This is a genomic window from Rheinheimera baltica DSM 14885 (genome assembly GCF_000425345.1).
GTDB classification, from domain to species: domain Bacteria; phylum Pseudomonadota; class Gammaproteobacteria; order Enterobacterales; family Alteromonadaceae; genus Alishewanella; species Alishewanella baltica.
Genome location: NZ_KE384354.1, coordinates 40405 through 65086 on the forward strand (window position 1 = coordinate 40405; position 24682 = coordinate 65086).

Annotated in this window: 20 protein-coding genes and 2 tRNA genes; 16 read left to right on the top strand and 6 right to left on the bottom strand. The window is 44.0% G+C overall.

Annotation, left to right across the window (positions count from 1 at the left end; genetic code table 11):
• Positions 1-3 precede the first annotated feature (3 nt).
• Positions 4-80 (bottom strand) — tRNA-Met (locus H595_RS0121205).
• A 66-nt stretch (positions 81-146) separates the two neighbouring features.
• Positions 147-223: transfer RNA gene (locus H595_RS0121210), tRNA-Met, on the bottom strand.
• A 204-nt stretch (positions 224-427) separates the two neighbouring features.
• Here H595_RS0121210 and rlmKL point away from each other — a divergent pair.
• The 5 genes from rlmKL to rmf all read left to right on the top strand — a co-directional run bounded on the left by rlmKL (position 428) and on the right by rmf (position 6918).
• The gene (gene rlmKL, locus H595_RS0121215; protein ID WP_027672919.1) at positions 428-2542 is read left to right on the top strand and encodes a bifunctional 23S rRNA (guanine(2069)-N(7))-methyltransferase RlmK/23S rRNA (guanine(2445)-N(2))-methyltransferase RlmL; all 2115 of its coding nucleotides are present in this window, start codon (positions 428-430) and stop codon (positions 2540-2542) included.
• A gap of 3 nt (positions 2543-2545) precedes the next feature.
• Positions 2546-2782: a glutaredoxin family protein gene (locus tag H595_RS0121220; RefSeq protein WP_027672920.1), complete on the top strand. Its 237-nt coding sequence runs from the start codon at positions 2546-2548 to the stop codon at positions 2780-2782.
• On the top strand, positions 2782-4683 hold the full coding sequence (gene uup, locus H595_RS0121225) for an ATP-binding cassette ATPase Uup (RefSeq protein WP_027672921.1): 1902 nt from the start codon (positions 2782-2784) through the stop codon (positions 4681-4683). The genes H595_RS0121220 and uup overlap by 1 nt, the downstream gene beginning before the upstream one ends.
• A gap of 23 nt (positions 4684-4706) precedes the next feature.
• Positions 4707-6473 carry a DUF3466 family protein gene (locus tag H595_RS0121230; RefSeq protein ID WP_027672922.1) on the top strand — a complete coding sequence of 589 codons (1767 nt, stop codon included), beginning with the start codon at positions 4707-4709 and terminating at the stop codon, positions 6471-6473.
• Between the two features lie 262 nt (positions 6474-6735).
• A complete protein-coding gene (rmf, locus tag H595_RS0121235) occupies positions 6736-6918 on the top strand; it encodes a ribosome modulation factor (RefSeq protein WP_027672923.1) in 183 nt (60 codons plus the stop codon).
• A 79-nt stretch (positions 6919-6997) separates the two neighbouring features.
• On the opposite strand, the gene fabA is transcribed toward rmf, so the two are convergent.
• Complete coding sequence (fabA, locus tag H595_RS0121240; RefSeq protein ID WP_027672924.1) at positions 6998-7510, bottom strand: bifunctional 3-hydroxydecanoyl-ACP dehydratase/trans-2-decenoyl-ACP isomerase; 513 nt, start codon at positions 7508-7510, stop codon at positions 6998-7000.
• Positions 7511-7655: 145 nt separating this feature from the next.
• Between fabA and H595_RS0121245 the strand changes: the two genes are divergently transcribed.
• The 3 genes from H595_RS0121245 (at position 7656) to H595_RS0121255 (ending at position 9626) form a co-directional block, all read left to right on the top strand.
• Positions 7656-7913 carry a hypothetical protein gene (locus tag H595_RS0121245; RefSeq protein WP_027672925.1) on the top strand — a complete coding sequence of 86 codons (258 nt, stop codon included), beginning with the start codon at positions 7656-7658 and terminating at the stop codon, positions 7911-7913.
• Positions 7914-7990: 77 nt separating this feature from the next.
• On the top strand, positions 7991-8848 hold the full coding sequence (locus tag H595_RS0121250; RefSeq protein WP_027672926.1) for a 6-carboxytetrahydropterin synthase: 858 nt from the start codon (positions 7991-7993) through the stop codon (positions 8846-8848).
• Positions 8811-9626 carry a M23 family metallopeptidase gene (locus H595_RS0121255; protein WP_027672927.1) on the top strand — a complete coding sequence of 272 codons (816 nt, stop codon included), beginning with the start codon at positions 8811-8813 and terminating at the stop codon, positions 9624-9626. The genes H595_RS0121250 and H595_RS0121255 overlap by 38 nt, the downstream gene beginning before the upstream one ends.
• On the opposite strand, the gene H595_RS0121260 is transcribed toward H595_RS0121255, so the two are convergent.
• The gene (locus H595_RS0121260; protein WP_027672928.1) at positions 9616-11400 is read right to left on the bottom strand and encodes a M61 family metallopeptidase; all 1785 of its coding nucleotides are present in this window, start codon (positions 11398-11400) and stop codon (positions 9616-9618) included. The two genes, H595_RS0121255 and H595_RS0121260, sit on opposite strands and share 11 nt — an antisense overlap.
• 204 nt (positions 11401-11604) lie before the next feature.
• Between H595_RS0121260 and H595_RS0121265 the strand changes: the two genes are divergently transcribed.
• The 3 genes from H595_RS0121265 to H595_RS0121275 all read left to right on the top strand — a co-directional run bounded on the left by H595_RS0121265 (position 11605) and on the right by H595_RS0121275 (position 14038).
• Complete coding sequence (locus H595_RS0121265; RefSeq protein WP_027672929.1) at positions 11605-12003, top strand: acyl-CoA thioesterase; 399 nt, start codon at positions 11605-11607, stop codon at positions 12001-12003.
• Between the two features lie 141 nt (positions 12004-12144).
• Positions 12145-13227, top strand: a complete 1083-nt coding sequence (locus H595_RS0121270; protein ID WP_027672930.1) for a sensor histidine kinase — start codon at positions 12145-12147, stop codon at positions 13225-13227.
• Positions 13220-14038: a LytR/AlgR family response regulator transcription factor gene (locus H595_RS0121275; RefSeq protein WP_027672931.1), complete on the top strand. Its 819-nt coding sequence runs from the start codon at positions 13220-13222 to the stop codon at positions 14036-14038. The genes H595_RS0121270 and H595_RS0121275 overlap by 8 nt, the downstream gene beginning before the upstream one ends.
• 6 nt (positions 14039-14044) lie before the next feature.
• On the opposite strand, the gene H595_RS0121280 is transcribed toward H595_RS0121275, so the two are convergent.
• Positions 14045-15034 carry a 6-phosphofructokinase gene (locus H595_RS0121280; RefSeq protein ID WP_037055812.1) on the bottom strand — a complete coding sequence of 330 codons (990 nt, stop codon included), beginning with the start codon at positions 15032-15034 and terminating at the stop codon, positions 14045-14047.
• Between the two features lie 222 nt (positions 15035-15256).
• On the opposite strand from H595_RS0121280, the gene H595_RS0121285 reads away from it, so the two are divergent.
• Positions 15257-16228: a DMT family transporter gene (locus H595_RS0121285; protein WP_027672933.1), complete on the top strand. Its 972-nt coding sequence runs from the start codon at positions 15257-15259 to the stop codon at positions 16226-16228.
• Positions 16229-16321: 93 nt separating this feature from the next.
• Here H595_RS0121285 and H595_RS0121290 read toward each other — a convergent pair whose 3' ends face one another.
• Positions 16322-18169, bottom strand: coding sequence for an ABC transporter ATP-binding protein (locus tag H595_RS0121290; protein WP_027672934.1), 1848 nt, complete (start codon positions 18167-18169; stop codon positions 16322-16324).
• A gap of 194 nt (positions 18170-18363) precedes the next feature.
• Between H595_RS0121290 and H595_RS23330 the strand changes: the two genes are divergently transcribed.
• From H595_RS23330 to ydiJ, 4 genes are all read left to right on the top strand, one after another.
• Positions 18364-20202, top strand: coding sequence for a cation:proton antiporter (locus tag H595_RS23330; RefSeq protein WP_037055815.1), 1839 nt, complete (start codon positions 18364-18366; stop codon positions 20200-20202).
• Between the two features lie 206 nt (positions 20203-20408).
• Entirely contained in the window at positions 20409-20990 is a 582-nt protein-coding gene (ribA, locus tag H595_RS0121300) for a GTP cyclohydrolase II (RefSeq protein ID WP_027672935.1), read from the top strand.
• Positions 20991-21078: 88 nt separating this feature from the next.
• A complete protein-coding gene (locus H595_RS0121305) occupies positions 21079-21543 on the top strand; it encodes a YehS family protein (protein WP_027672936.1) in 465 nt (154 codons plus the stop codon).
• Between the two features lie 81 nt (positions 21544-21624).
• Positions 21625-24663, top strand: coding sequence for a D-2-hydroxyglutarate dehydrogenase YdiJ (gene ydiJ / locus H595_RS0121310; protein WP_027672937.1), 3039 nt, complete (start codon positions 21625-21627; stop codon positions 24661-24663).
• Positions 24664-24682: the final 19 nt, after the last annotated feature.

Here is a 24682-nt window from a genome sequence, read left to right on the forward strand (position 1 = left end):
AGTTGGTTGCGGGAGCCGGATTTGAACCGACGACCTTCGGGTTATGAGCCCGACGAGCTACCAGGCTGCTCCATCCCGCGTCCGTAACTTAACACCGAGCAGAGTGTGTTAAGTATTTGTTTGCAATGCAGTTTCAACTATAAAGTTGGTTGCGGGAGCCGGATTTGAACCGACGACCTTCGGGTTATGAGCCCGACGAGCTACCAGGCTGCTCCATCCCGCGTCCGTCATTGCGGGGCGCATCTTAGTGTTTTTACTTTAGGCTTGCAAGCCTTTAGCTACTTTTATTTTCTCCCTTTGGTTCAAGTGCTTCTTTAATAAGCAAAGTGCGGTTAAATAAAGCAATTTCGGCATATTGCAAAAACTCAACCTTCTAAATAGTACATTCTGCTATACTAGCGGCCATTTTTGATAAGGGTTGGGTAGCATGCTTGAATTCTGGGCGTTAACGTCTAAAGGGGTAGAAGAGTTGTTGGCGGATGAAGTTCGTCAACACGGTGGTGAAGTGTTAAAAGTCACCATGGGAGTGGTACGCTTTAGTGCTGATTTACGCACGGGCTATCAGCTGTGTCTATGGTCACGCCTAGCTACCCGCATTCTGCGCTTAATTCAGTCAGAGCCAATAACTGCAGATAGCGATATTTATCAAGTAGCTTGTAAAATAGACTGGCCACAGCAAATGTCGTTACGCAATAGTTTGGCGGTGGATTGTGTAGGTAAGCACCCTAAGATAGACAACACCCAATTCGGCGCTATTCGTTTAAAAGATGCTATTGTTGACCAGTTTCGCGAAGAAACCGGCAATCGGCCTGATGTCGATCGTATGGATCCAGACGTGCGGTTTCAGGTGCGGTTAGATAAAAACCATTTTCACTTTCTGCAGGATTTCTCGGGCCCCTCTTTGCATCAACGTGGTTATAGAAGCGGTCAGGGAGACGCACCGTTAAAAGAGCACCTGGCTGCTGCTTTGTTGAAACGCTCTGGCTGGCAGATTAACCAGCCCTTGTTTGACCCTTTCTGTGGCAGTGGCACTATTGTGGTTGAAGCGGCATTAATTGCTTTGAATAAAGCGCCTGGTTTAAGCCGGGAGAAATTCGCTTTTGCCGGTTGGCCAGGCCATCGTGAAGCTATCTGGCAACAACTAAAGCAAGATGCCAAGGATGCTGAGCTGACATTGCCTGCGACTGTTCAGTTTTGGGGCTCAGACTCGGATGAACGCAGCCTGGCAAAAGCAAAACAAAACGCCGCACGTGCCGGTGTTGCCTCTGTTGTGCAATTTGATTATGCCGATGCAACTGCTCTAAAAACTGCCGTTACCGCAACAGCCGGTGTAATAGTCACAAACCCTCCGTATGGTGAGCGTTTAGGCGATTTACCGTCATTGATACCGCTGTACAGTAAATTTTCACTGGCGTTAAAACAGCATTATCAGGGCTGGCGGTTAGCCATTATTACTTCAAACACCGATTTGCTTCGTGCTTTGCGCTTGTCTAAAACCAAGAGCTATAAATTTACCAATGGCCCGTTGGATTGCGAATTCACGTTGTTTGATTTAACAGAGAAACAAGTGGCGGTCAGTAGCGACGCACCTTCACTGTTTTACAGTGAAAGTAGCTCTTTTGGTAACCGGTTAGCAAAAAACCTTAAGCAACTGCAAAAGTGGGCGAAAAAGGAAGGCCTAAATTGTTATCGCTTATATGATGCCGATATTCCTGAATACAATGTGGCTGTTGATTGGTACGACGGTGAAGTCGTGGTGCATGAGTACGCTGCTCCTTCGACTGTGGATGAACAAGTGTCGCAAAAGCGTTTATTCGATGTAGTAAACCAGGTACCTGCGGTGCTAGGCATCAGTTCTGACAAGATGATATTAAAAGTCCGTGAAAAGCAAAAAGGCAGCTCGCAGTACCAAGCCATAGCTAAAGCCGGACAGTATAAAGAAGTAAGTGAATACGGCGCTAAGTTTCTGGTTAATTTGCGCGATTATTTGGATACCGGTTTATTTTTAGATCACCGCATTACTCGTCGTATGATCCAGCAACAGGCAAAAAGCAAAACGGTATTAAATTTATTTGCTTACACTGGCAGTGCTTCGGTACATGCCGCTATTGGAGGCGCAACAAGTGTCACAACGGTCGACATGTCAAATACCTACCTTGATTGGGCTAAACGTAATTTCACCATTAATGGCCTGAATGGTAAGCAGTACCAATTTGAACAGGCCGACTGCTTGCAATGGTTAAGTCGTTGCCGTGCACAGTTTGATTTAATATTTGTTGACCCGCCAACGTTCTCAAACTCTAAGCGTATGCAAGACAGCTGGGATGTGCAACGAGACCACGTTAATTTACTTAATATGTTAACACCGCGTCTGGCACCGGGTGGCAAGGTGATTTTCTCTAACAATAAACGTCGGTTTAAAATTGATACGCAAACACTTAACGATGCAGGTTGGCAGGTTAAAGACATCTCAGCGGCTACCTTGCCAGAAGATTTTAAGCGCAACCCCAATATCCATGTGTGTTTTGAGTTAACCCGGTAAGCCATGCGCGCCGAGTTAGTTTTATACAGTACCTGGGGCTGTCACTTATGTGAGCAAGCTGAGCAGTTACTCCTGCAAGCGGATTTAACGCAGCCATTTAAGGTTGTGGATATTGTTGAAGATGAACAAGCCTTTGAGCGTTATCGTGTGATGATTCCAGTATTACGCTCAGGTGACAATGAATTATGCTGGCCGTTTGACGCGGCACAGCTGGTAACATGGCTTAAGGAAGTAAGTTAGTGGAATTATTACGTTTTCAGCAGGCATGCCTGGCATTTGGTACGCACCCCATTTTAGACCATGTCGATTTTAGTTTATTTAGTGGTGAGCGGGTGTGTCTGGTAGGACGCAACGGCGCCGGCAAATCCTCCTTTTTAAAACTGCTGACCGGTCAACAAAATTTAGATGATGGCCAGATAGTGGTGAATACCGGTGTGGTGCTAAGCCGTTTAGAGCAAGATCCGCCAGCGAAGATGGATGTGAAAATAGCGGATTTTATTCGCGAAGGTGCTGGTGATTTAGCCCAAAAGGCACAGCAATTTTATACTTTGTCAGAAAACTTAGATGGCGCAAGTGACGCTGACTATCGTTTATTTGAACAACTACAAAGCGAAATGGACACCCGTGATGGCTGGGGCTTGGAAAGTCGTGTGGTTGATTTATGTCAACAGTTTGAAATGGACGGCAACGCTAGCTTAGCAACCTTATCGGGTGGTTGGTTGCGAAAAGCAGCTTTAGCCCGTGCGCTTATTGCTAAGCCTGACATTTTATTACTGGACGAACCGACTAACCACTTAGACGTTGCGGCAATACAATGGCTTGAGCAGTTTTTACTAAACTTCTCCGGCGCCATAATCTTTATTTCGCACGACAGGGCATTTATTCGTGCACTAGCCACCCGTATCATCGATTTAGATCGCGGACAATTGACATCACACCCGGGCAATTATCAGGAATATCTGGATCGCAAACAAAAAATGCTGGAAGACGAGCAACAGCATAATGCCTTGTTTGATAAAAAGTTGGCTGAAGAAGAAGTGTGGATCCGTCAAGGCATTAAAGCCCGCCGTACGCGTAACGAAGGCCGGGTAAGAGCACTTAAAGCATTACGTCGTGAAAGAGCAGAGCGGGTAGAAACGCTTGGTAAGGTTGATTTTAATATTGAGCAGGCCGACCGCTCCGGTAAATTGGTATTTGAAACCAAGGCCATCAGCTGTGGTTTTAACGGTAAAACGATTATTGATAAGCTTGATCTGCTGGTCATGCGGGGCGATCGTATCGCATTGGTCGGTCCTAATGGGGTAGGCAAATCTACGTTGATTAAACTGCTGCTGGGTGATTATAAACACGACAGTGGTGATATAAAGCGCGGCACTAATATTGAAGTCGCCTATTTTGATCAACATCGTATGGCACTGGATTTAAATGCCACCGTGCAGGATAACGTGGCTGAAGGTAAGCAAGAGATCACCCAAAACGGTAAAACCCGCCATGTGTTAAGTTACTTGCAAGACTTTTTGTTTCCTCCAGCCAGAGCGCGCACTCCGGTTAAAGCCCTGTCAGGTGGGGAAAAAAATCGTTTATTGTTAGCAAAATTATTTGCCCGGCCAAGTAACTTGTTAATTCTCGATGAGCCAACAAACGATTTGGATGTCGAAACGCTGGAACTGCTGGAAGATATTTTGCAGCAGTACCAGGGCACAGTATTACTAGTCAGCCACGACAGGGAATTTGTTAATAATACGGTTACCAGTTCACTGCTGTTTGCCGGTGCGGGCCGCATTGTTGAAATTGCCGGTGGATACGACGACGTTATTGCTTATCAACAACGGCAGGCTCCAGTAGTTGTGACTGCACAAAAAGTGACAAAACAAGCACAAAGCATTACAGAAGAAACACCGGTGCAGGCTTCTGTTGTTAGCACTAAGAAGTTATCATACAAAGAAAAACGTGAACTGGAACAGCTACCCGCACTAATAGAGCAGCTCGAAACCTCACTTGAAGCCATGCAAGCTTTGGTTAACAGTGCTGAGTTTTTTAAGCAAAATGCAGAGCAAACTCAAGACACGTTGAACCAATTACAACAGACCGAGTCGAAGCTGGCGCAAGCGTACGCGCGCTGGGAAGAATTAGACGCATAAGAAGTAGAATTTAGGGGCCCCGAATGAAGTTATCTCGCATCAGCCTGGCGTTATTGCCGCTGTTAAGTCTGTGTTCTGTACAAGCGGCAGTTTATAACGTCGTAGAAGTTGGCAATGTGCCGGAGTTAAAGTCAACTTATGCCTCAGGCATTAATGATAGCGGCGATACCGTGTTTAATGGCGCAATCAAAGTTCAGCGGGGGACAACGAGTTCAGGTGCGCCGCTTTACGACTATACCTATTTTAATTACCCGGTTGATTTGGATGCTATTGATTTTGAAAATTCAATTATTCAAGCATTTTTTACTGATGAGCAATTAGCGGATATTAACAGCGGTAATATCACGGCGGATATTCAGTCAATTTTACTATCGAATAATCTGGCTTTGCAGGTTATTGGTAATGCTATTGGTTATGTAAAAACCGGCACAGAGCAAGCGCAAAATTTTACGTTGCGTGACACCGCTATGGCGCGTGCAAACAGTGAATATATCTATGATATTAACAGTGCTGGAATCGCAGTGGGCATGGCGACGTCAACATTTACCAAGCAAAGTTTTACACCCGTGGCTGAAGATGATGCGACTACCGAGCCGGAAACAGTAGAAATATGGGTGCCTGATTTACCGTATTTATCAGGTGTTGCCGTTGTATCTGGTGAACCGCTTGTTTTGCCACCGCCTTATCAGGACTTTGGTGGTGGGATGAGCAGTGCAAGGGCTATTAGTAATAGTGGCTTTATTGCAGGTTATGGCAGCATTGGCTTGGTAGATGAAGCCAGCGAACTTTTAGAGACTAATTGTAACGGGGAATCACAGCCGATAAATTCATGTTTCTATGGACAATATACATCTGATCTCAGAACGCCTGGTACCAGGGGGCAGCCGCTGACATCTTTTGGTTATACTCAGCGTGGCTTGATTTGGCAAATAGAGGGCAGCAACATTTCAGCGCCTACTGTCTTGGGTTTTTTGGGTGAAAAAAATACTCAGTTAGAGCATAGCAAAGAAGGCGCTTTGGCTATTAATTACTTTAGCCAAGCACTTGCAGTTAACAACTCAGGTATTGCTGTTGGTGTATCGTCATACACTGATGAAGATAAACCTTATTTTACCAACGAAGTTTACCGCACTACGCATGCCACATTATTTGTTGAGAATGAAGCATTGCCAATGGTGGATGCTGACAGTTGGTTAACGAGTACATCGGTTGGCATCAATAATAATAATATTGCTGTAGGTTACGCCTCTAAAGTAATAAATGGTAACACACGCAACAAAATGTTTTATTACGATTACAGTACTAATACGACTTCGTTTATTACTGGTTTTTTTGACAGCTCAGGTACTGTGCCGCGTGCCATAAACGATGACAATGTTATTGTAGGTAGCGCCGAAGTCATTGCGTCTGGCACAACAACCCGACGTATCCATGGTTTTATGTATGACGTAGGCAGTGATAATTTTGTCGATCTGAATACGCTGATAGGTTGTAACTCTCCCTATACCATAGTTGAAGGCCGTGATATCAACAGCAATGGTACTATAGTTGCCACCGCCCTGGTTAATCGAGACACTAGAGACTTACTGGGCAATGTTGTTGTCGATGCGCAGGGTAATCCAGAAAAGGAAGTTGTCACTACGGTGGTAACATTGCAGCCAATTGCTAATGGAGAGGTGGATGTTTGTAACACTGGTGAGTCTGAATACGAGCGAAAAGGTGGTAGCCTAGGCGTTTGGACCTTCTTGTTTGGTGGAGCTTTAATCTGGTGGCGGCGTCGTAAATATTAATTAAAAAAGCTGCTTCGGCAGCTTTTTTTCTGCTTTTCAACTCGTTGTTAATATTCGCTATAAAAAAACATTCTATTAGTGTAATTAGATATAAATAATTTTGTCATCAAATCTTAAACAACATCAGCTCGTTAGCCTTTGTCAAGCAATTAATTTCTCGGTAAAGGATTGAACCTTTTAGTCTAGTCAGCTATCAATTATAGGGTAGCCGCAAGCAATTTTGTGGTTATTATTATCAAGCAAAGTTGAGGAAGACTGCCGTATGAAAAGACAAAAACGTGATCGTCTGGAACGTGCTCATGCTCAAGGTTATCGTGCCGGTGTAACTGGACGTTCAAAAGAAATTTGCCCATATCAAGGTTTAGATACGCGCTCACAATGGTTAGGAGGCTGGCGCGAAGCCATTGAAGACCGCCATGTAGGGTTGTTTAATAAAGGTCAGTAATTTCCCATCATTTTCATAGGATAAAAAGCCCCGTCAAGATAACTCTGCGGGGCTTTTGCCATTAAATTCTACGAAAATATCAGAAGCTAGAGGTGTCCTGAAACAAACCGACTTTTAAATCTGTTGCGGCATAAATGTCGCGGCCATCAACGCTAACAATACCGTCGGCAATACCCATAAACAGTTTCCGCTTAATAACGCGTTTCATGTTGATGGTATAAGTTACTTTTTTCGCCGTTGGAAGAATTTGACCGGTAAACTTTACTTCGCCAACGCCAAGCGCGCGTCCTTTACCCGGACCACCTGACCAGCCTAAGAAAAAGCCTACCAATTGCCACATAGCATCAAGGCCTAAACAACCCGGCATTACCGGATCACCTTTGAAGTGACAAGCAAAGAACCACAGCTCTGGGGTAATATCGAGCTCAGCGATAATTTGTCCTTTACCATAAAGGCCGCCTTCTTCTGAGATGTGAACAATGCGGTCCATCATCAGCATATTATCTGATGGCAGTTGACTGTTGCCCTCGCCAAACAAGTCGCCGTTGCCGCAGGCAATTAAATCTTCTTTTGTAAAGCTATTCTGAGTCATGTATGTTTAATCCAGTGAAAATTCCGGCTCACTTTAGCGAACACTTGTACGCTAGACAAGTCCGATTTGTACAAACAGCCATTTTTACGTCGAAAAGTGCCGTCTTGGCTAAGTTTATGGCCGTGTTATTACTAAAGAGTGAAACATGACAAATTCAAGTGGAAAAGCGCTGAGCAATGCAGAAAAACAACAACGTTACCGTGAGCGGCAAAAACAGTCTGGTAAAAAAGAGCTGCGCGGCTATTTAACCCCAGAAGCGTTAAGCTGTTATGAGGAAATTCAGCAAAAAACGGAGTGGAATGACAGTACTTTACTAAGCAATGCAATACGACTGATGTATGCGGCACATAAATGCGGCCAAATAGGCATTTTAAACAGTTGGTTGACAGAGCATAAACGGTAAATTAGCGTCGGCTAAGGTGTTGTTATGGTATGTTCAGCGTTATAATACTGGCTGTTTACTGTAATAGAGAGCCACTGATGATTTTGTTTGTACGGGACTTAACCGTTATTGATTTTTCTTACCTATGCGAAACACGGGGTATGTTAGGCGAAAGCTATATTGCCGATGTTGAATTGCATGGCGCGCTGGATCAAACGTCCATGGTGCTGGATTTTGGTAAGGTTAAAAAAGTTATCAAACAGGCCATTGATCAGCTGGTCGATCACAAATTGGCCGTTCCGGCTCACTCTGCCGCTTTATCACTTCAAGCGACAGAACAAACTAATGTGCTTAAATTTCAAAGTGACCGTGGCGTTATTCAAATGGCCGCACCGGAACAAGCCGTTGTGGCTATTCCCACTAAAGTGATCAATGAACAAAGCGTTACTGAATTCCTGCAAGACAGTATAAAGCCGTTATTACCCACAAATGTACAAAAGCTGGTTATTAACTTACGCCCTGAAGCGAGCAATGGATTTTACTACCACTATAGCCATGGTTTGAAGAAACATGATGGCAATTGTCAGCGTATTGCACATGGCCATCGTTCAACTATTCAGATTTATGCTGATGGTATGTTGTCACCCCGACTTAATAAATATTGGAGCGAGCGTTGGCAGGATATTTATTTAGGTACCGCTGAAGATTGCTGTGCAGTTAATGAGTTGCAATATATAACTGCGGGTTGCGACGACTATAGTTTCCGCTATCAGGCTGCGCAAGGCTGGTTTGAATTAACGATGCCCAAAACACATTGCGAAATTGTGCCGTGTGATACCACTGTTGAGTGTTTAGCTGATTATATTGTCACGGAGCTTAAACAACAGGATAATCTGAAACAATATAAGGTTGTAGCTTATGAAGGGGTGGGTAAAGGCGCTATCGCTTTTAGTTAGTGTTAGTGGTGCTCTTGCAGCAAAACCTGAAGTAGAGCTGATAGGTGCGTTAACGCAAGGCAGCTTGTTGGTGGGAAAAACAGCCCCTGGCAGTGAAGTCTATTTTAATGACGCAGCGCTTGTAGTTAGTGCTGATGGTCGTTTTGTCTTTGGTGTAGGCCGCGATGCCAAACTCACTCATCAATTAAAAATTAAATCCGCTGGTGAAGAGCAGGTTATTGAACTTACTATTAGTGCTCGCCAATACGATATCCAGCGGGTAAACGGGGTAGCACAAAAATACGTTACCCCCCCTAGTGATGTTAGCGAACGGATTCAGCAAGATAATGTGCAAGTACGTAAAGCACGTGAAACAGTATCTACCTTGCCGTATATCTTTGATAAGCCAGTAATGCCAGCACAAGGCCGAATTTCGGGTGTTTATGGTAGTCAGCGTATATTTAACGGTGAACCACGTAACCCGCATTATGGTCTTGATGTTGCGGCACCAATTGGCGCTCCTGTTATTGCCCCGCTAAGCGGAACGGTGTTACTGGCAAAAGATTTGTACTATTCAGGCTTAACACTCATTGTTGATCATGGTTTTGGCATTAATTCTACTTTTATGCACCTGAGTAAGTTTCATGTCGCCGTCGGTGATACGGTGGTGCAAGGACAAAAAATTGCTGAGGTTGGAGCGACGGGCAGGGTAACCGGCCCCCATTTAGATTGGCGTATAAACTGGCAGCAAGAGCGGCTTGATCCGGCCTTGCTACCTGGTTTACCGCTTACTCCATAGTTAACCAGCTATCACATAGCGTTTGGTCCGAAATATTAACTATAGCCACCTGTGCGTTTGACTGACAAAGCTGCAGGGAACACTGTAATAAACGATCTTTCCTGAACAAGTGTAAGATTGTCTCACTATTAATTTCATAGCGTTGTAACAGTTGGTTAAAGTTGTTGTTGGTGATTTTGCGGTTATCTAACGCTATTAGTTGATCACCTACCATTAAACCGGCCTGATGCGCCGCACCGCCGTGATAAACCTGGCTAATGGTGAGCTGGCCATTAACTGTTTTAGTTAATGCACCGATAAACGGAAGGTTAGCTGGCCCATGAGATTTTTTTAGCATTTCGCCACCAAAATCATCGCCGTGCTGCATCGGCCTTAACGTCACTTTTAACCCTAAATTCGCCAGCATATCAGCCAGCGGTAATGGCTTGGCTTCATGCAACCACTGTTCAGATTGGCTTGCCAGTTCAGATAATCCCAACTCATTTAATACAACACTTAACGCATTATCTGGCGTACCGGTTGCGATAAAGCGTTGCCATAGTTGCCGCACAACGTGCTGCAGTGAAAGTCCTCGTTGGCGTAATGCGCCTTCCAGACAAAGGGCTAGTAACGCCCCTTTAGCATAATAACTGACAACCGCATTTACCGCATTTTCGTCTTGCTTATAAAATTTAGTCCAGGCGGTAAAACTGCTATCTACTAAGCTTTGTACTTGATCACTTGGGTTACGCGTGACTCTGGAGATAAGTTTTTCTACCGTTTTAATGTAACTTTCCGCAGTTATTAGTCCCGAGTGAACCAACGCAAGGTCATCAAAGTAAGATGTAAAACCTTCATATAACCACAGCTGTGATGTGTATTGTTCATTTGCAAGTTGATATTGCATAAAGCAGGCAGGCTTAAGGCGTTTCACCCACCAGGTATGAAAATACTCATGGCTGCAAAGTGCCAGCAGATTCTGGTAGTTTTCATCGACTAATTCTACGGCAGGTGTGGGTAAATCAAACCTACTGCAAAGTAAGAGTGTTGAATTCAAATGTTCCAGACCACCATAGCCGTCTTCTGTTACCCAGAGTAAAAACCAGTAACTGTCTAAATCATCGGGTAGGGCGCCAAACACATTTAGCTGTTGTTGACATATTTTGGTTAAATCGTCGGTGAAGCGGGTTAAATCGGTCAGGTTTGAACCTGTTACTACCAAATAATGGTTAATGTCGTTGATGCTGAATTCACATAGGGTAAAAACGCCAAGTAGCAAGGGGCTATCAATTAGTATTTGATAGTTATCAGCGTAGTAACGCCCAAAGCCAAGAAAGGGAGTGTCGCTTGCACGCGACAAACCGGTGGCCAGGCGCCAGCTTGCCGCTACGTCTGCTTGTGGCTTTATAACATCTACATGGTGCACTAATGTATGTAGTTCGCTAACGCTCAGGCAAAGGCAGGCTGGGTTTAATACCGCAACTTCATCATCAATATAGGCTGCGCGGACAGATAAATCATTGGCATATACCTGATAGCGCACGTAGATGATGTGGTTATTACAACTTAGCTGCCAACGTTGTTTATCCAGTTGTGTCAGTTTCAGTGAGCCCACATCATCATATGCGTTGATTGAGACAATGTTACGGGCAAAGTCACGGATCATGTAGCTGCCTGGGATCCACGCTGGTAATGTGAGCTCATGTAGCGCTTGTGTGGGTTTGAAACTCAGTGTGACTGTTATTAGATGAGCAGTTACGTCAGATACATCCAACTGATAGTTTACATAATTCATAATGTGGCCTTGGCTTCGCATTTTGATAACTATTATGCCGTTAAAATAAGTTAAGGAAAACGACAAGGCACGGATCTGCATTTCTAACTATATGCAAAAGTATTAATAAAAAAGAAGGCTATGACGCTATTAACACTTGTAGCGGTTGCAAATAAAGGTCAGTCTTATAAAATCCGCAGCCTTTAAGCATTAGTGAGAACAACAATGAGCAATGACGCGTTAATTGCTAAACGTATGGAGCACGCTGTTACCCGTGTTACAAAAACAGTATTTCCCGGGCGTACCAATCATCATAACACCTTGTTTGGTGGCGAAGCGCTAGCGTGGATGGACGAGGCGGCCTTTATTGCAGCGACCCGGTTTTGTCGTAAGCCTTTAGTAACAGTAAGTTCTGATCGCGTTGATTTTAAAGAGTCTATACCTGCAGGAAGCATAATTGAGCTGGTTGCCAGAGTGGAGCACGTTGGCCGCACCAGTATTCGTGTGCAAGTCGATATTTTTGTAGAGAACATGTATAGCGATGATCAGCATAAAGCCATTTCTGGTAGTTTTACTTTTGTTGCACTTGGGCCCGATCGTAAGCCGACACCCGTGCTTAGCTAGTGCTATATATTCAACAACACGCTAACTCTTTTATGTTATTACTGCGATTAATGCGAGTGTAAATGCGGCCAGTTAACGAGGGCTTTTGTCATTGTTTAGTTATAATCCCACTAGGGTTAAATTTCGCTGCGGGTCAGTATTTTGTATAAGTTTTTAGAGGACCGCACCCGCCAGTTTTGGCTGCTGCATACATTGGGCTGGCTCGGTTTTGCCATTGTTACGTATTTAAACTCGTTAATACAGGAAACCCGAGATGCCTATCTTATAGTGGTAGCACTTGATTCTTATATTGGTTGGTTAATTACCATTCCGCTGCGTTACACCTATCAAAGAGTAGGGCAATGGACACCGTGGAAAATGATCGTTACGGTTTTGGTGTTAGCTTTTACCGTAGCGGCAATCTGGACTGCGGTGCGTAATTTTAATTATTGGGAAATTTACCGCCACGGTGCACGGCCAGATCATTGGTTAAAGTATGTGCGTGAAACGCCATTTGCTTTTTACGTTATGTTGAGCTGGAGCGGGCTGTACTTTGGTATTAAGTATTATCAGACGTTGCAATTAGAGAAGCAAAAATCATTAACTGCAACCAATAAAGCCCATGAAGCACAACTTAAAATGCTGCGTTATCAACTTAATCCGCATTTTCTGTTCAATACCCTTAACGCCATTTCAACCTTAGTGTTAATTAATGAAGCCGACACGGCCAATAAAATGGTGACAAGGCTTAGTGACTTTTTGCGCTATTCATTGTACAAAGACCCTATTAATAAGGTGCCGTTAGAACAAGAGGTTTATGCGGCCCGCTTATACCTTGAGATAGAGAAAGTGCGTTTCTCTGAACGCCTGTCAGTAGAATTTGAATTAGAGCCTGACACTGAGTCGGCGCTGGTACCTAGTTTAATTTTGCAGCCTTTGATAGAAAACGCGGTTAAATATGCAGTAGCCAGCCAGATAAATGGCGGCAAAATTGCTATAACGGCGAAAAAGTTTGGCCATGATTTGTTGCTTGAAGTCGCCGATAATGGTCCGGGAATGACCATTACCAATGGCTTACCCAAAAGCAGTGATAGTGGTGTTGGTTTAGTCAATACCAAAGAACGATTATCCGCATTATACGACAATAATTTTGCGTTGGTGTTAACGCATAATCAGCCACAAGGGTTGAAAGTTAATATTCGGATCCCATTAGAATTAGAAAAAACGGAACAGGCACATGCTTAAGGTAATAGTGGTAGATGATGAGCCTTTAGCCCGTAAAGGGATGATGGTTCGGTTACGCGAATTTTCTGAATTGAACGTTATTGCTGAGTGTAGTAATGGACAACAAGCAGTAGAGTTTATTAGCGAGCTTGCTCCGGATTTGGTTTTTCTTGATGTTGAAATGCCTGGGATGGATGGTTTCGCTGTGCTTAAGCAACTTCAAGCAAAGCAGGTTGTTTTACCCTACGTCGTTTTTGTTACGGCTTATGATCATTATGCTTTTAATGCCTTTGAAGTCAGTGCGCTGGACTATGTGCTTAAACCCGTTGAGCCGGTGCGTTTAAAATTAGCAATAGAAAAGGTACTTAAACTTTTTCAGGCACAGGACACACAAAAACATAAGGGGCAGCTTGCTGAAGCTGTAGCAAAGCTTACCGGAGATGATACTGGTAATATTTTACAACGACTTGATAACGCCCAGCCAGTTGTTAATGACCGATTCCCAGATGCAATAAGTATTAAGGACAGCGGCGAGATAACGCGAGTACCGGTATCTGCAATAGAGTGGGTTGATGCCGCGGGTGACTATATGTGTATTCATACGCGCGATGGTCAAACCCATATTTTACGTCGCACAATGAAAGAGCTGGAACAAGAACTTGACCCTAAGCTTTTTGTTAGGGTCCATCGTTCTGCGATTGTTAATGTTCATACCATTGCTAAGTTGCAAATGTTGGCCAATGGTGAGCATCAACTAATGCTGACTAATGGCCAGGCAGTAAAAGTAAGCCGCAGCTATAAAGACCGGGTTAAACAGGTTTTTACACCATAAAATAGCCTAGTCGCTGGCAATGTTTTGTTGCCAGCGAACTAAATAGGGGTCGAGTTGTTTTTTCTTCTCACCGGTATTTATTAGCGGGTAAAGCATAGGTTTTTGATGCACTTCACCTGCCATCATCAGATGCGCGCCATCAAGTAGTTGCTCTACTGCAAAAGCCCCTAATTTTGTCGCCAGAATTCTGTCAGCGCCCACAGGGCTCCCCCCTCGCTGGATATGCCCAAGAATACACGCCCGGCATTCAATTCCTAACGCTTCACTTATTGCTTCTGCCAATGCGCTGGTACCTGCTGGATAACTGTTTTCCGCTACAACAATAATATAGCTGCTACTACCCCGCATTAGTTGCGCACGCTGTATTGGTGCAAGCAGGGCTTTTATATTATGTGGCTGCAAAATGCCAAATTCCGGGCAAATAATTTGCTCAGCACCCGCTGCAATACCGGCAGATAGGCTGATATAACCTGAATGTCGGCCCATAAGCTCAATTAGAAATATACGCTCAAAGGCCTCTGCCGTGTCACGAATTCTATAAATTGTGTCCAGTGCGGTGTCGATAGCTGTAGCAAAGCCAATAGTAAAGTCGGTTCCATCGATATCGTTGTCAATGGTGCCCGGTATCCCCATAATTTGACCTTGATAATAATTGGCAATTGCCAGCGCACCACGAAAGCTGCCATCCCCGCCAATAACAATTAGGGCATCAAGTTCAAGCTCTTCAAGTACTGTGGCAGCCTGCCTTGCACCTTCTGCGGTATGTAACTGTGCACAACGAGCACTTTTCAGCATGGTGCCGCCTTGATGGATAATGTGAGCAACGTGTTGCGGCAGTAACCTTTGATAATCAGATTCCAGTAAGCCGTTGAACCCATGATGAAATCCAATAACATCAATATTGCTTACAGACGCCGTTAGCACAATTGCGCGAATAGCTGCGTTCATACCGGGGGCATCACCACCTGAGGTGAGTATGCCAATACGTTTTATCATGTTGCATCTCAATTTTCGTTTGTCGCTGGGCAATAGCGTTATGTTTCTGATGAAGTATAGTGAATATCAGCGCATTTTAGTTTGATATGGCGCAATGGTTAGTAGGTTGGTCGCTATTATCTGTTTTCGTACAGACAAAAGCGGCAAAAATAGGTGAAAATGTCTGCTGTATCGGACAATGCCGCTTTACCACACTTGTGGCATTCACACTGGAAATAATTCATGCATCAAATTACCGGCAAAAGCCTGGTTGGCTTAACGTTAGCATTAACTACTGCCATTTTATGGGGCATGCTTCCTATTGCATTAAAGGTACTGCTTGATGTGCTTACTCCCAATACCATAACGGCGATTCGTTTTTTGGTTGCCGCTGTCATGGTCGGTATTTGGCTTGGTTTCACAGGTAAGTTACCCGCTATGATGCTGTTTCGTAACCGTAAAGTAATTACTCTCATGTTGGTTGCTGTTGCGGGACTGTTATCAAATTACATCATGTATTTAACCGGTTTAAATTATTTAAATGCCGAAACCGGGCAAGTAGTGATCCAACTAGCGCCATTTTTGATGATGCTTGGCGGCGTTATTATTTTTAAAGAGCGTTTATTGCGCTGGCAAAAAGTTGGGGCTGTAACATTGGTTGCCGGTTTATTACTGTTTTTTAATGAGCGATTAGTGCAATTGGTTATGCAAGCGAGCAATGAAAGTATTGGTGTACTTTTAGTTGTTGCCGCGGCAGTTACCTGGGCGGCATATGCATTAGCACAGAAGCAGCTGTTAGTGCATTTTAGTTCGAAACAAATTATGTATATGTTGTATGTCGCCGGTACGTTGGCGTTTGTTCCTGTGTCAGCTTTTGAACCATTGATGACGATGAGTTACTTACACTGGGCACTGTTGGTATTCTGTTGTTTGAATACCGTGGTGGCTTATGGTGCTTTTGCTGAAGCTTTGCATCATTGGGAGGCGTCAAAAGTCAGCGCGGTATTAGCAGTAACGCCATTATTTACCATCTTGTTTGCCCAGCTAACCTCTTGGCTATTTCCGGGTTTCTTGTCGGCACAACAGTTAAATATCAGCTCTTTAATTGGTGCGTTTCTGGTTGTTTTGGGTTCTGCTATGACGGCGTTAGCACCGCAGTTTGTTCAATACAACAGCGCTCGCAAAGCACGAAAATTACAACGTGATGTTTTTTAAAACATACAGCAGACAATTTTATACAGCAAGCATGTTATGGCATGAGAAAACCTGACAATGCATACGGCAAGCCTTATGCATTGTCACTAAAGGCTATTCTACACCAATAAACCCACCGGTTTGATGCGCCCAAAGCTGTGCATAAATGCCACCTGATGCAATAAGCTCAGCGTGGCTGCCTTGTTCGATAATATTACCCTGATCTAACACAATTAAGCGGTCCATCTGAGCAATAGTGGATAATCGGTGCGCAATAGCAATAACGGTTTTACCATCCATCAAGGTGTTCAAGCTGGCTTGAATTGCGGCTTCTACTTCAGAATCTAGCGCTGATGTTGCTTCATCTAGGATTAAAATAGGGGCATTTTTTAACAATACTCTGGCTATTGCAATACGTTGCCGTTGTCCACCAGAAAGTTTTACTCCGCGCTCGCCTACTTGGGCATCAAAACCACGATTGCCTTTAGGATCAGACAAATCTGCAATAAACTCACTGGCTTCTGCTTGCTCTGCAGCCAACTGAAGTTCTGCCTCTGTAGCATCGGGCTTGCCATAGGCAATGTTGTCACGTACTGAACGATGCAATAAAGATGTGTCTTGTGTAACCATGGCGATATGCTTTCGCAGACTTTCCTGACTAACCTGGCTAATATCCTGACAATCAATGAATATTTTGCCGCTCTCTACATCATAAAAACGTAGAAGTAGGTTTACCAACGTCGATTTGCCAGCGCCAGAACGACCGACCAGGCCAACTTTTTCACCCGGTTTAATATTGAGATCTAAGCGCTGCAGTACAGGGGTTTTTCCGTCCGGGCTATCTTCCTTGCCGTAGTTAAAACAAACTTGGTCAAATGTTATCGCGCCCGTACTGACCTGTAGCTGCTTGGCGTTAGCTATATCCATTACTTGCGCGGGTTGGGATAAGGTGGTTATACCGTCGGCCACAGTACCGATGTTTTCAAACAAGCTACTGACTTCCCACATAATCCACTGCGCCATGCCGTTTAAGCGCAGGGCTAAGCTAACAGCAATAGCAATAGCCCCGACACTAATGGCGCTGTCAGCCCATAAGTAAATCGATAATGCGGCGATACTGAACACCAAAAAGTAATTTAGCGTTTGTACCGATACACTCAAACCAGTAGCGAGACGCATCTGCCGGTAAACCGGCTTTAAAAACACATCCATGCTTTCTTTGGCGTACGCTTCTTCACGGTGAGTATGTGAAAATAATTTTATGGTGCTTATATTGGTATAGCTATCGACAATACGGCCGGTCATTTCGGATCTTGCATCTGCTTGCAGCGTTGACGCACGTTTTAGCCTGGGAACAAAATAAAACTGCATTGAAACATAGAGCACTAACCATCCCAGTATGGGAATAATAAGTCGTAAATCTGCTTCACCAATAAAAAACAGCATAGAACCGAAATATACCAAAATATATACCATTACATCGAGAAGCTTCATTACCGTTTCACGCACGGCCAAAGAGGTTTGCATGACTTTAGTGGCAATCCGGCCGGCAAAGTCGTTTTGATAGAAACTGATACTTTGACGTAACAAATACCTGTGCGCTAACCACCTAATCGACATTGGGTAGTTACCCAATAAGGTTTGATGCAAAATAGCAGCATGAAAAAAACTTAGGGCAGGGAGTAACACCAAGGTTACAACCGCCATTTTAATTAAGGTCGCGCGCTCGCTGACAAACAAATCTTGCGGGTCGTTTTGTATCAACCAGTCAACCAACTGGCCCATAAAACTAAATAGCGATACTTCCAGCATGGCCAGCAGCGCTGTACTTATCGACATTAGTACCAACGATGTTTCCATTCCTTTAGTATAATGACGACAAAAAGCGAAAATTCCTTTTGGCGGTTGTTCCGGATTTTCAGCAGGAAAAGGGTTTATAATCCGTTCAAAAAAACTCAGCATGATAGACTCTGTAAAGCTTAAACAAGAATGACTATTGTACCTGACTTATCATTAAAATCATGCGGTCAGGATGTCATTGGCGGGTAATAAAGCCGAATAATACTGTGAATCTTGTATTCGCTGTGTATTATTGCCCTATTAACCGCACGTCATAATTGTATTCAGGCGTTTCGACTTTTTATATCAGGGAACTCATGGAAAAAATATCTGCCACACTGGCTTTACTTGGAATAGTGTCTTTATTTTGTCAATGGCTTGGTTGGAAACTAAGGTTACCAGCTATTTTACCATTATTAGTGGCGGGTTTACTTCTTGGCCCAGCATTTGGCGTGCTGGATCCTGATCAGCTTTTTGGCGATTTGCTATTTCCAATTATCTCGCTTGGTGTTGCGGTAATCTTGTTTGAAGGTTCCTTAACACTTAATTTTAAAGAAATAAAAAGTCATGGCAGGATGGTAACAAGTCTGGTCACGGTGGGTGCAGTCATTACATGGGCCTGTATTACATTAGCATCACATTGGTTGGTTGGGTTTAGCTGGGAAATTTCGATGCTGTTTGGTGCGCTGGTTGTTGTTACTGGCCCAACGGTCATTGTACCTATGCTACGCAGTGTCAGGCCAACATCTAAACTTGCCAGCATTTTGCGTTGGGAAGGGATCGTAATTGACCCGCTCGGTGCTCTAATTGCCGTGTTGGTGTTTGAATATATCGCGTTTTCTTCAAATACCGGAAATCATGTCTTAACTGCACTTGGTTTAATGCTCTCTATCGGCTTTGGACTCGGTGGATTAGCCGGTTATCTGGTCGGTAACGTACTGCGTAAGAATTTACTACCACATTATTTACAAAACACTGCAGTACTTACAATAGTACTTGCCGTGTTTGTCGCATCGAATTTACTGCAGGAAGAGTCGGGTTTATTAACAGTAACGGTAATGGGGATCTGGCTTGCCAATATGCGTGGTGTTGACATTGCCGACATTCTTGAATTTAAAGAAACTTTAACGGTGCTGTTAATCTCGGCGTTGTTTATCTTGCTTGCTGCCCGTTTAGATTCAAGTGCAATGCTGGATTTGGGGTTCGGTGGTTTAGGCTTATTGTTGGTGGTGATGTTTATCGCCAGGCCTTTAAGTATTTGGGTATCTGCATTAGGTTCATCGCTTACAAGTAATGATAAATGGTTTTTAAGCTGGGTTGCGCCTCGGGGTATTGTTGCTGCAGCGGTATCTTCGCTTTTTGCTATTAAACTAGAAACACTGGGTTTTGACGGGGCTGATAAAATAGTTCCTTTGGTGTTTCTTGTGATTATCGGCACTGTAGTGGTACAAAGCCTTACCGCAGCAAAATGGGCTAAATGGCTTGGCGTTTCTGCAGGCTCCAATCAAGGTATCCTTATTTTCGGCGCGTCTCGATTCTCTCGTGATTTAGCCAAGGTGTTACAAACACGTCAATTAAGGGTCGTTCTGGCTGATACAAACTGGGATAACATCAGACTGGCTAGAATGGACAATATTCCGGTATATTTTGGTAACCCCGCATCTGAACATGCTGAGACGTATTTGGATCTTACCGGCATCGGCAGGGTCTTTGTTATCTCCCCGTACAGACAACTAAACCCATTGGTAAATTTTCACTTTCAAGATGTGTATGGCATGAGTAAAGTGTTTGGCTTAAATAATGCTGAGCCTGTTAGTGCCAGGCACCAAATGTCGGAAACTTATGTGAAACAACTCAGCTTGTTTGGTGAACAAGTTTCCTATGCCAAGTTATCAAGTTTAGTTGCCCGGGGAGCGGTAATCAAAACAACAAATATTACAGAAAACTTCACTTTTGAGCATTTTTTAAAGCGTTACGGTGACGGCGCATTACCTTTGTTATATATCAAAGATAAGAAGCTACACGTCATTACTGGCACAACAGGCGAAACAATACCAGGTGATGTTGAGCTGGTTAGTCTTATCTCTGCCCATGCACTGCAAGAAGCAAAAGTGGCTAGTCAACCTGCTGAGAGTGAGCAGCAAGTAAAAACGTAAGAAACTTACATGCTTGCCGATACATAGTGCGAGTTGCTTGATTATGTTATAGTGTAACAATTTTATTGGTAGACGTATTTGAGCACTTTCAGTACGGCCAAAGCAGCAATATCAACATAATGCTGGTGCAAGGCCTTGAATTAGCAAAGCGCTAGCCCAACTTAGCATGCGTTGTATGTAACGCAGCGGTTATTCGAGATATTGAAATGAAATTAAAACTGGTTAGTTCAACGCTATTGCCCACACCGTTTGCAGAGTTTAGATTGCATGGTTTTGAAGCACCAAACGGGAAAGAACATGTTGCGCTGACATTAGGTGATGTTGGTGGCGCTGAGCCTGTTCTGGCGCGAGTGCATTCCGAGTGTTTAACGGGTGATGCACTGTTTAGTTTGCGCTGTGATTGTGGGCCGCAATTACATGCTGCGATGCAAAAAATTGCGGATATAGGCCGTGGCTGTATATTGTATTTGCGCCAGGAAGGCCGCGGTATAGGCCTTATAAATAAAATTAGGGCATATGCAGAACAAGACAAGGGACTGGATACGGTTGAAGCCAATGAAATTCTTGGTTTTTTACCCGACATGCGTGAATACGATATTGCGGCGCAAATGTTTGAGCAACTGGGTATTCAGCAAATACGTTTGTTGACGAACAACCCTCGTAAATTAAAAGCCCTTACTGACGCCGGAGTTAATGTGGTTGAACGTGTGCAACATAGGGTTAAAACCACTGCACATAGCCACCGTTATTTGGCGACAAAAGCCAGTAAATTGGGGCATTTGCCGTAATACTGTTAATGTACCGCTATATATTGCTTTGACAACGGCTATGTTATAATAGCTGTCCTTTTTGTCTTATTGCCTACAGGATATTCTTTTGACCAACAACGACCTATTGCGCAGCCTGCGCTTCAGTTTAAACGTACATGACTACGGCATGATAGCCATTTTCGCCTTAACGGAAGTGACGGTAACAAAAGAGCAAGTGGTTGCATGGTTAAAGAAAGATGAAGACGAAGGTTTTACCCCGATTGATGATGTATTGATGTCAGGGTTTCTGAATGGTTTGATCATTCAACGGCGGGGAGCAAAAGACAGCGGCATTCCTGAACCTGAAACAAAATTAAACAATAATATCATGTTGCGAAAGCTAAAAATCGCTTTTGATCTTAAAGACGATGACATTATTGCGTTACTAGAAAGTGCCGATTTTCGCCTAAGTAAATCTGAGTTAAGTGCATTTTTCCGCCGGGCAGATCATAAACATTACCGAGCGTGCCAGGATCAGGTATTGCGTTACTTCTTACGCGGTATTCAATTAAAATTCCGCCCTGTAGAGTAGCGCGTTAGCTACAAATTGCAGTTAAATCTGTTGCCAAGTTAATGTTATACTGCAGGCATTTATTGCCAAGTGTCTGCAGTTATGATCCCAAAGCTTACCCCCGAATTAGCGCTTGATGCCGGTATTGTTGCCTTTAGCAAGGCATTAATTGCCGCTGGATACACTGGTGATATTGAAACCAGTTACGCTAGCCGTTTAGCCGTTGCTACCGACAACAGTGTATATCAGGCGCTACCACAAGCCGTTTTGTTACCAAAGACGACTGATGATTTAGTGATCTTAACTTCACTGGCTCAAACATCGAGTTTCTCACATATTAAATTTAGCCCGCGCGGTGGCGGTACCGGCACAAATGGTCAGTCACTGACGGAACATGTGGTGGTCGATTTATCGCGGCATATGAACAATATTTTGGAGATCAATGTCGAAAAGCGCTGGGTGAGGGTACAGGCAGGGGTAATTAAAGATCAGCTCAATGCTTTTCTTAAACCTTATGGTTTCTTTTTTGCTCCTGATTTATCCACTTCGAATCGTGCCACTATCGGCGGTATGGTAAACACAGATGCGTCTGGGCAGGGCTCATTGGTTTATGGTAAAACCAGTGATCACGTGTTGGCGCTAAAAACCGTATTAATCGATGGCAATGTGCTTAAAACGCACAAGATGGCCACGTTTGAAGCTGAACACCGAGCACAAATGCCTAATTCTGTGGGGCGCATTTACCGGCAAGTATTGGATAGTTGTCGAGATTTCAGACCACAAATTTTAGCTAAATTCCCCCGTTTAAACCGTTTTTTAACCGGTTATGATCTTGAACACGTATTTAATGATGATTTAACCGAGTTTGACTTATCTCGAATTATTACTGGTTCAGAAGGGTCTTTAGGCTTTGTCGTTGAAGCCAAACTTAACATTACGCCCATCGCCAAGTATAAATGTTTGGTAAACGTTAAGTACGACAGTTTTGCCAGCGCACTTAGAAATGCTCCGTTTTTAGTTGCTGCGCAAGCGACATCTGTTGAGACCGTTGACAGTAAGGTGCTGAATTTAGCGCGCGGCGATATTATCTGGCATCAGGTAAAAGACTTGATTACCGATGTTGCAGGCACTGAAATGCAAGGCCTTAATATGGTCGAGTACAACAGTGAACAACAATCTGATATTGAAGAAAAAATTGCTGCACTTACTGCACGTTTAGATAACGCCATAGCCGATAAAACCGACGGTATTATCGGCTATCAACTTACCTATGACACCACGGCAATTGGCCATATTTATGCGATGCGTAAAAAAGCGGTTGGCTTACTGGGTAATACCAAAGGGGCGCAAAAGCCTTTGGCATTTGCCGAAGATACGGCTGTACCGCCAGAGAATCTGGCCGACTTTATTATGGAATTTCGAGCGCTTCTCGATAGCCATAATTTGAACTATGGCATGTTTGGGCATGTTGATGCTGGTGTTTTACATGTGCGTCCAGCTTTGGATTTATGCGATCCTGAGCAAGAAAAACTACTCCGCAGCATCTCAGATCAGGTTGTTACACTTACGGCCAAATATGGCGGCTTGATGTGGGGCGAACATGGTAAAGGCTATCGTAGTGAATATGGTCCGGCTTTTTTTGGCGAAGAGTTATTCACTGAACTTCGCAAAATCAAAGCAGCATTTGACCCGCGTAACCGCGTTAACCCGGGAAAAATTTGTACGCCCTTTAACAGCGCAGATAAGTTGGTGTCTGTTGATGGGCAAAAGCGAGCTTGGTTTGACAGGCAGATCCCGGTTGCAGTTAAAGACAGTTTTGACAGTAGTTTAAATTGTAACGGTAATGGCCTGTGTTTTAACTACGAAGAAAGCTCGCCAATGTGTCCGTCCAGCAAAGTAACGAAAGACCGCCGGCATAGCCCCAAGGGACGGGCAGGTTTAATGCGCGAATGGTTACGCCTAACCGAAAATGCGGGTTACGATGTATTAGCCCAAGAACAAGTACTTCAAGAAAACCGTAGCAGTTTCAAAGAGGTATGGGAAAAAGTTAAAAACACACTAGCTAAACGTCAGGGAGATGCTGATTTTTCCCATGAGGTGATGGAAGCAATGGAGGGCTGTTTGGCCTGTAAAGCCTGTGCTGGGCAATGCCCGATTAAAGTTGACGTGCCGTCATTTCGTGCGCGGTTTTTACAGCTTTATCACAGCCGGTATTTACGGCCCGCAAAGGACTATATCGTCGGTAATATTGAACGCACGGCACCTCTTTTGGCAAAAGCCCCACGGTTAGTTAACTTTATGCTGAAACGTAAATTTGTCGCCAGTATGTTGGAAAAAAGCGTAGGTTATGTTGATACGCCATTGTTGTCGGTGCCAACATTATCTCAGCAAGTAGGCAAACGTTATGCATTTGATTTAGCTGCACTGCAACAACTCAGTGCTGCACAACATGAAAAAACCGTATTGCTGGTGCAAGACCCTTTTACCAGCTTTTATGAAGCGGAGCTGGTTGCTGATGCACTTAGCTTGCTCACTAAGCTGGGTTTTAATCCGATCTTGCTACCATTTTTACCCAATGGTAAACCTCAACATGTTAAAGGTTTCTTACGTGACTTTGCCCGCACAGCGTCAACGGCTGCACAATTTTTAAATCAATTGCAGGCTTTGGATTTGCCGATGTTAGGACTTGATGCGTCTTTGGTGTTGGTTTACCGCGATGAATATAACAAAGCGCTGGGTTCTGCAAGAGGGGATTTTAATGTTCAGCTGTTGCATGAGTGGTTAGCAGGGCAAACACTGCCAAATGCTCAACAGTCTGCTGAGTATGCTTTATTAGCGCATTGCACAGAAAAAACTGCATTGCCGGCTACAGAAAAAACCTGGCAGACTATTTTTTCCAAGGTTGGCCTCACATTAAAGCCTGTCAGTGTAGGTTGCTGCGGTATGGCAGGTACTTATGGTCATGAAGCGCAGAATTTGGAAAACAGCAAAGCGTTATTTGATATGAGCTGGCGTAAGCCGGTAGAGCAGTTTGGCACGGAGCAAATATTGGTCACGGGTTTTTCTTGTCGTAGTCAGGTTAAACGTTTAGTCGGTGATAAACCCCTGCATCCTTTGCAGGCGTTATTGGCAGCATTGTAGTCTGGGGATGATGTGTAAA

What these genes read in the sequence shown, in the direction of transcription:
- H595_RS0121275 (WP_027672931.1), top strand. Translation starts at nt 13,220, where the DNA reads ATGCTTAAGGTAATAGTGGTAGATGATGAGCCTTTAGCCCGTAAAGGG.
- H595_RS0121250 (WP_027672926.1), top strand. Translation starts at nt 7,991, where the DNA reads ATGATTTTGTTTGTACGGGACTTAACCGTTATTGATTTTTCTTACCTA.
- H595_RS0121260 (WP_027672928.1), bottom strand. Translation starts at nt 11,400, where the DNA reads ATGAATTATGTAAACTATCAGTTGGATGTATCTGACGTAACTGCTCAT.
- H595_RS0121290 (WP_027672934.1), bottom strand. Translation starts at nt 18,169, where the DNA reads ATGCTGAGTTTTTTTGAACGGATTATAAACCCTTTTCCTGCTGAAAAT.
- H595_RS0121265 (WP_027672929.1), top strand. Translation starts at nt 11,605, where the DNA reads ATGAGCAATGACGCGTTAATTGCTAAACGTATGGAGCACGCTGTTACC.
- rmf (WP_027672923.1), top strand. Translation starts at nt 6,736, where the DNA reads ATGAAAAGACAAAAACGTGATCGTCTGGAACGTGCTCATGCTCAAGGT.
- H595_RS0121230 (WP_027672922.1), top strand. Translation starts at nt 4,707, where the DNA reads ATGAAGTTATCTCGCATCAGCCTGGCGTTATTGCCGCTGTTAAGTCTG.
- rlmKL (WP_027672919.1), top strand. Translation starts at nt 428, where the DNA reads ATGCTTGAATTCTGGGCGTTAACGTCTAAAGGGGTAGAAGAGTTGTTG.
- H595_RS0121245 (WP_027672925.1), top strand. Translation starts at nt 7,656, where the DNA reads ATGACAAATTCAAGTGGAAAAGCGCTGAGCAATGCAGAAAAACAACAA.
- H595_RS0121285 (WP_027672933.1), top strand. Translation starts at nt 15,257, where the DNA reads ATGCATCAAATTACCGGCAAAAGCCTGGTTGGCTTAACGTTAGCATTA.
- ydiJ (WP_027672937.1), top strand. Translation starts at nt 21,625, where the DNA reads ATGATCCCAAAGCTTACCCCCGAATTAGCGCTTGATGCCGGTATTGTT.
- H595_RS0121280 (WP_037055812.1), bottom strand. Translation starts at nt 15,034, where the DNA reads ATGATAAAACGTATTGGCATACTCACCTCAGGTGGTGATGCCCCCGGT.
- ribA (WP_027672935.1), top strand. Translation starts at nt 20,409, where the DNA reads ATGAAATTAAAACTGGTTAGTTCAACGCTATTGCCCACACCGTTTGCA.
- fabA (WP_027672924.1), bottom strand. Translation starts at nt 7,510, where the DNA reads ATGACTCAGAATAGCTTTACAAAAGAAGATTTAATTGCCTGCGGCAAC.
- H595_RS0121255 (WP_027672927.1), top strand. Translation starts at nt 8,811, where the DNA reads ATGAAGGGGTGGGTAAAGGCGCTATCGCTTTTAGTTAGTGTTAGTGGT.
- H595_RS0121220 (WP_027672920.1), top strand. Translation starts at nt 2,546, where the DNA reads ATGCGCGCCGAGTTAGTTTTATACAGTACCTGGGGCTGTCACTTATGT.
- H595_RS23330 (WP_037055815.1), top strand. Translation starts at nt 18,364, where the DNA reads ATGGAAAAAATATCTGCCACACTGGCTTTACTTGGAATAGTGTCTTTA.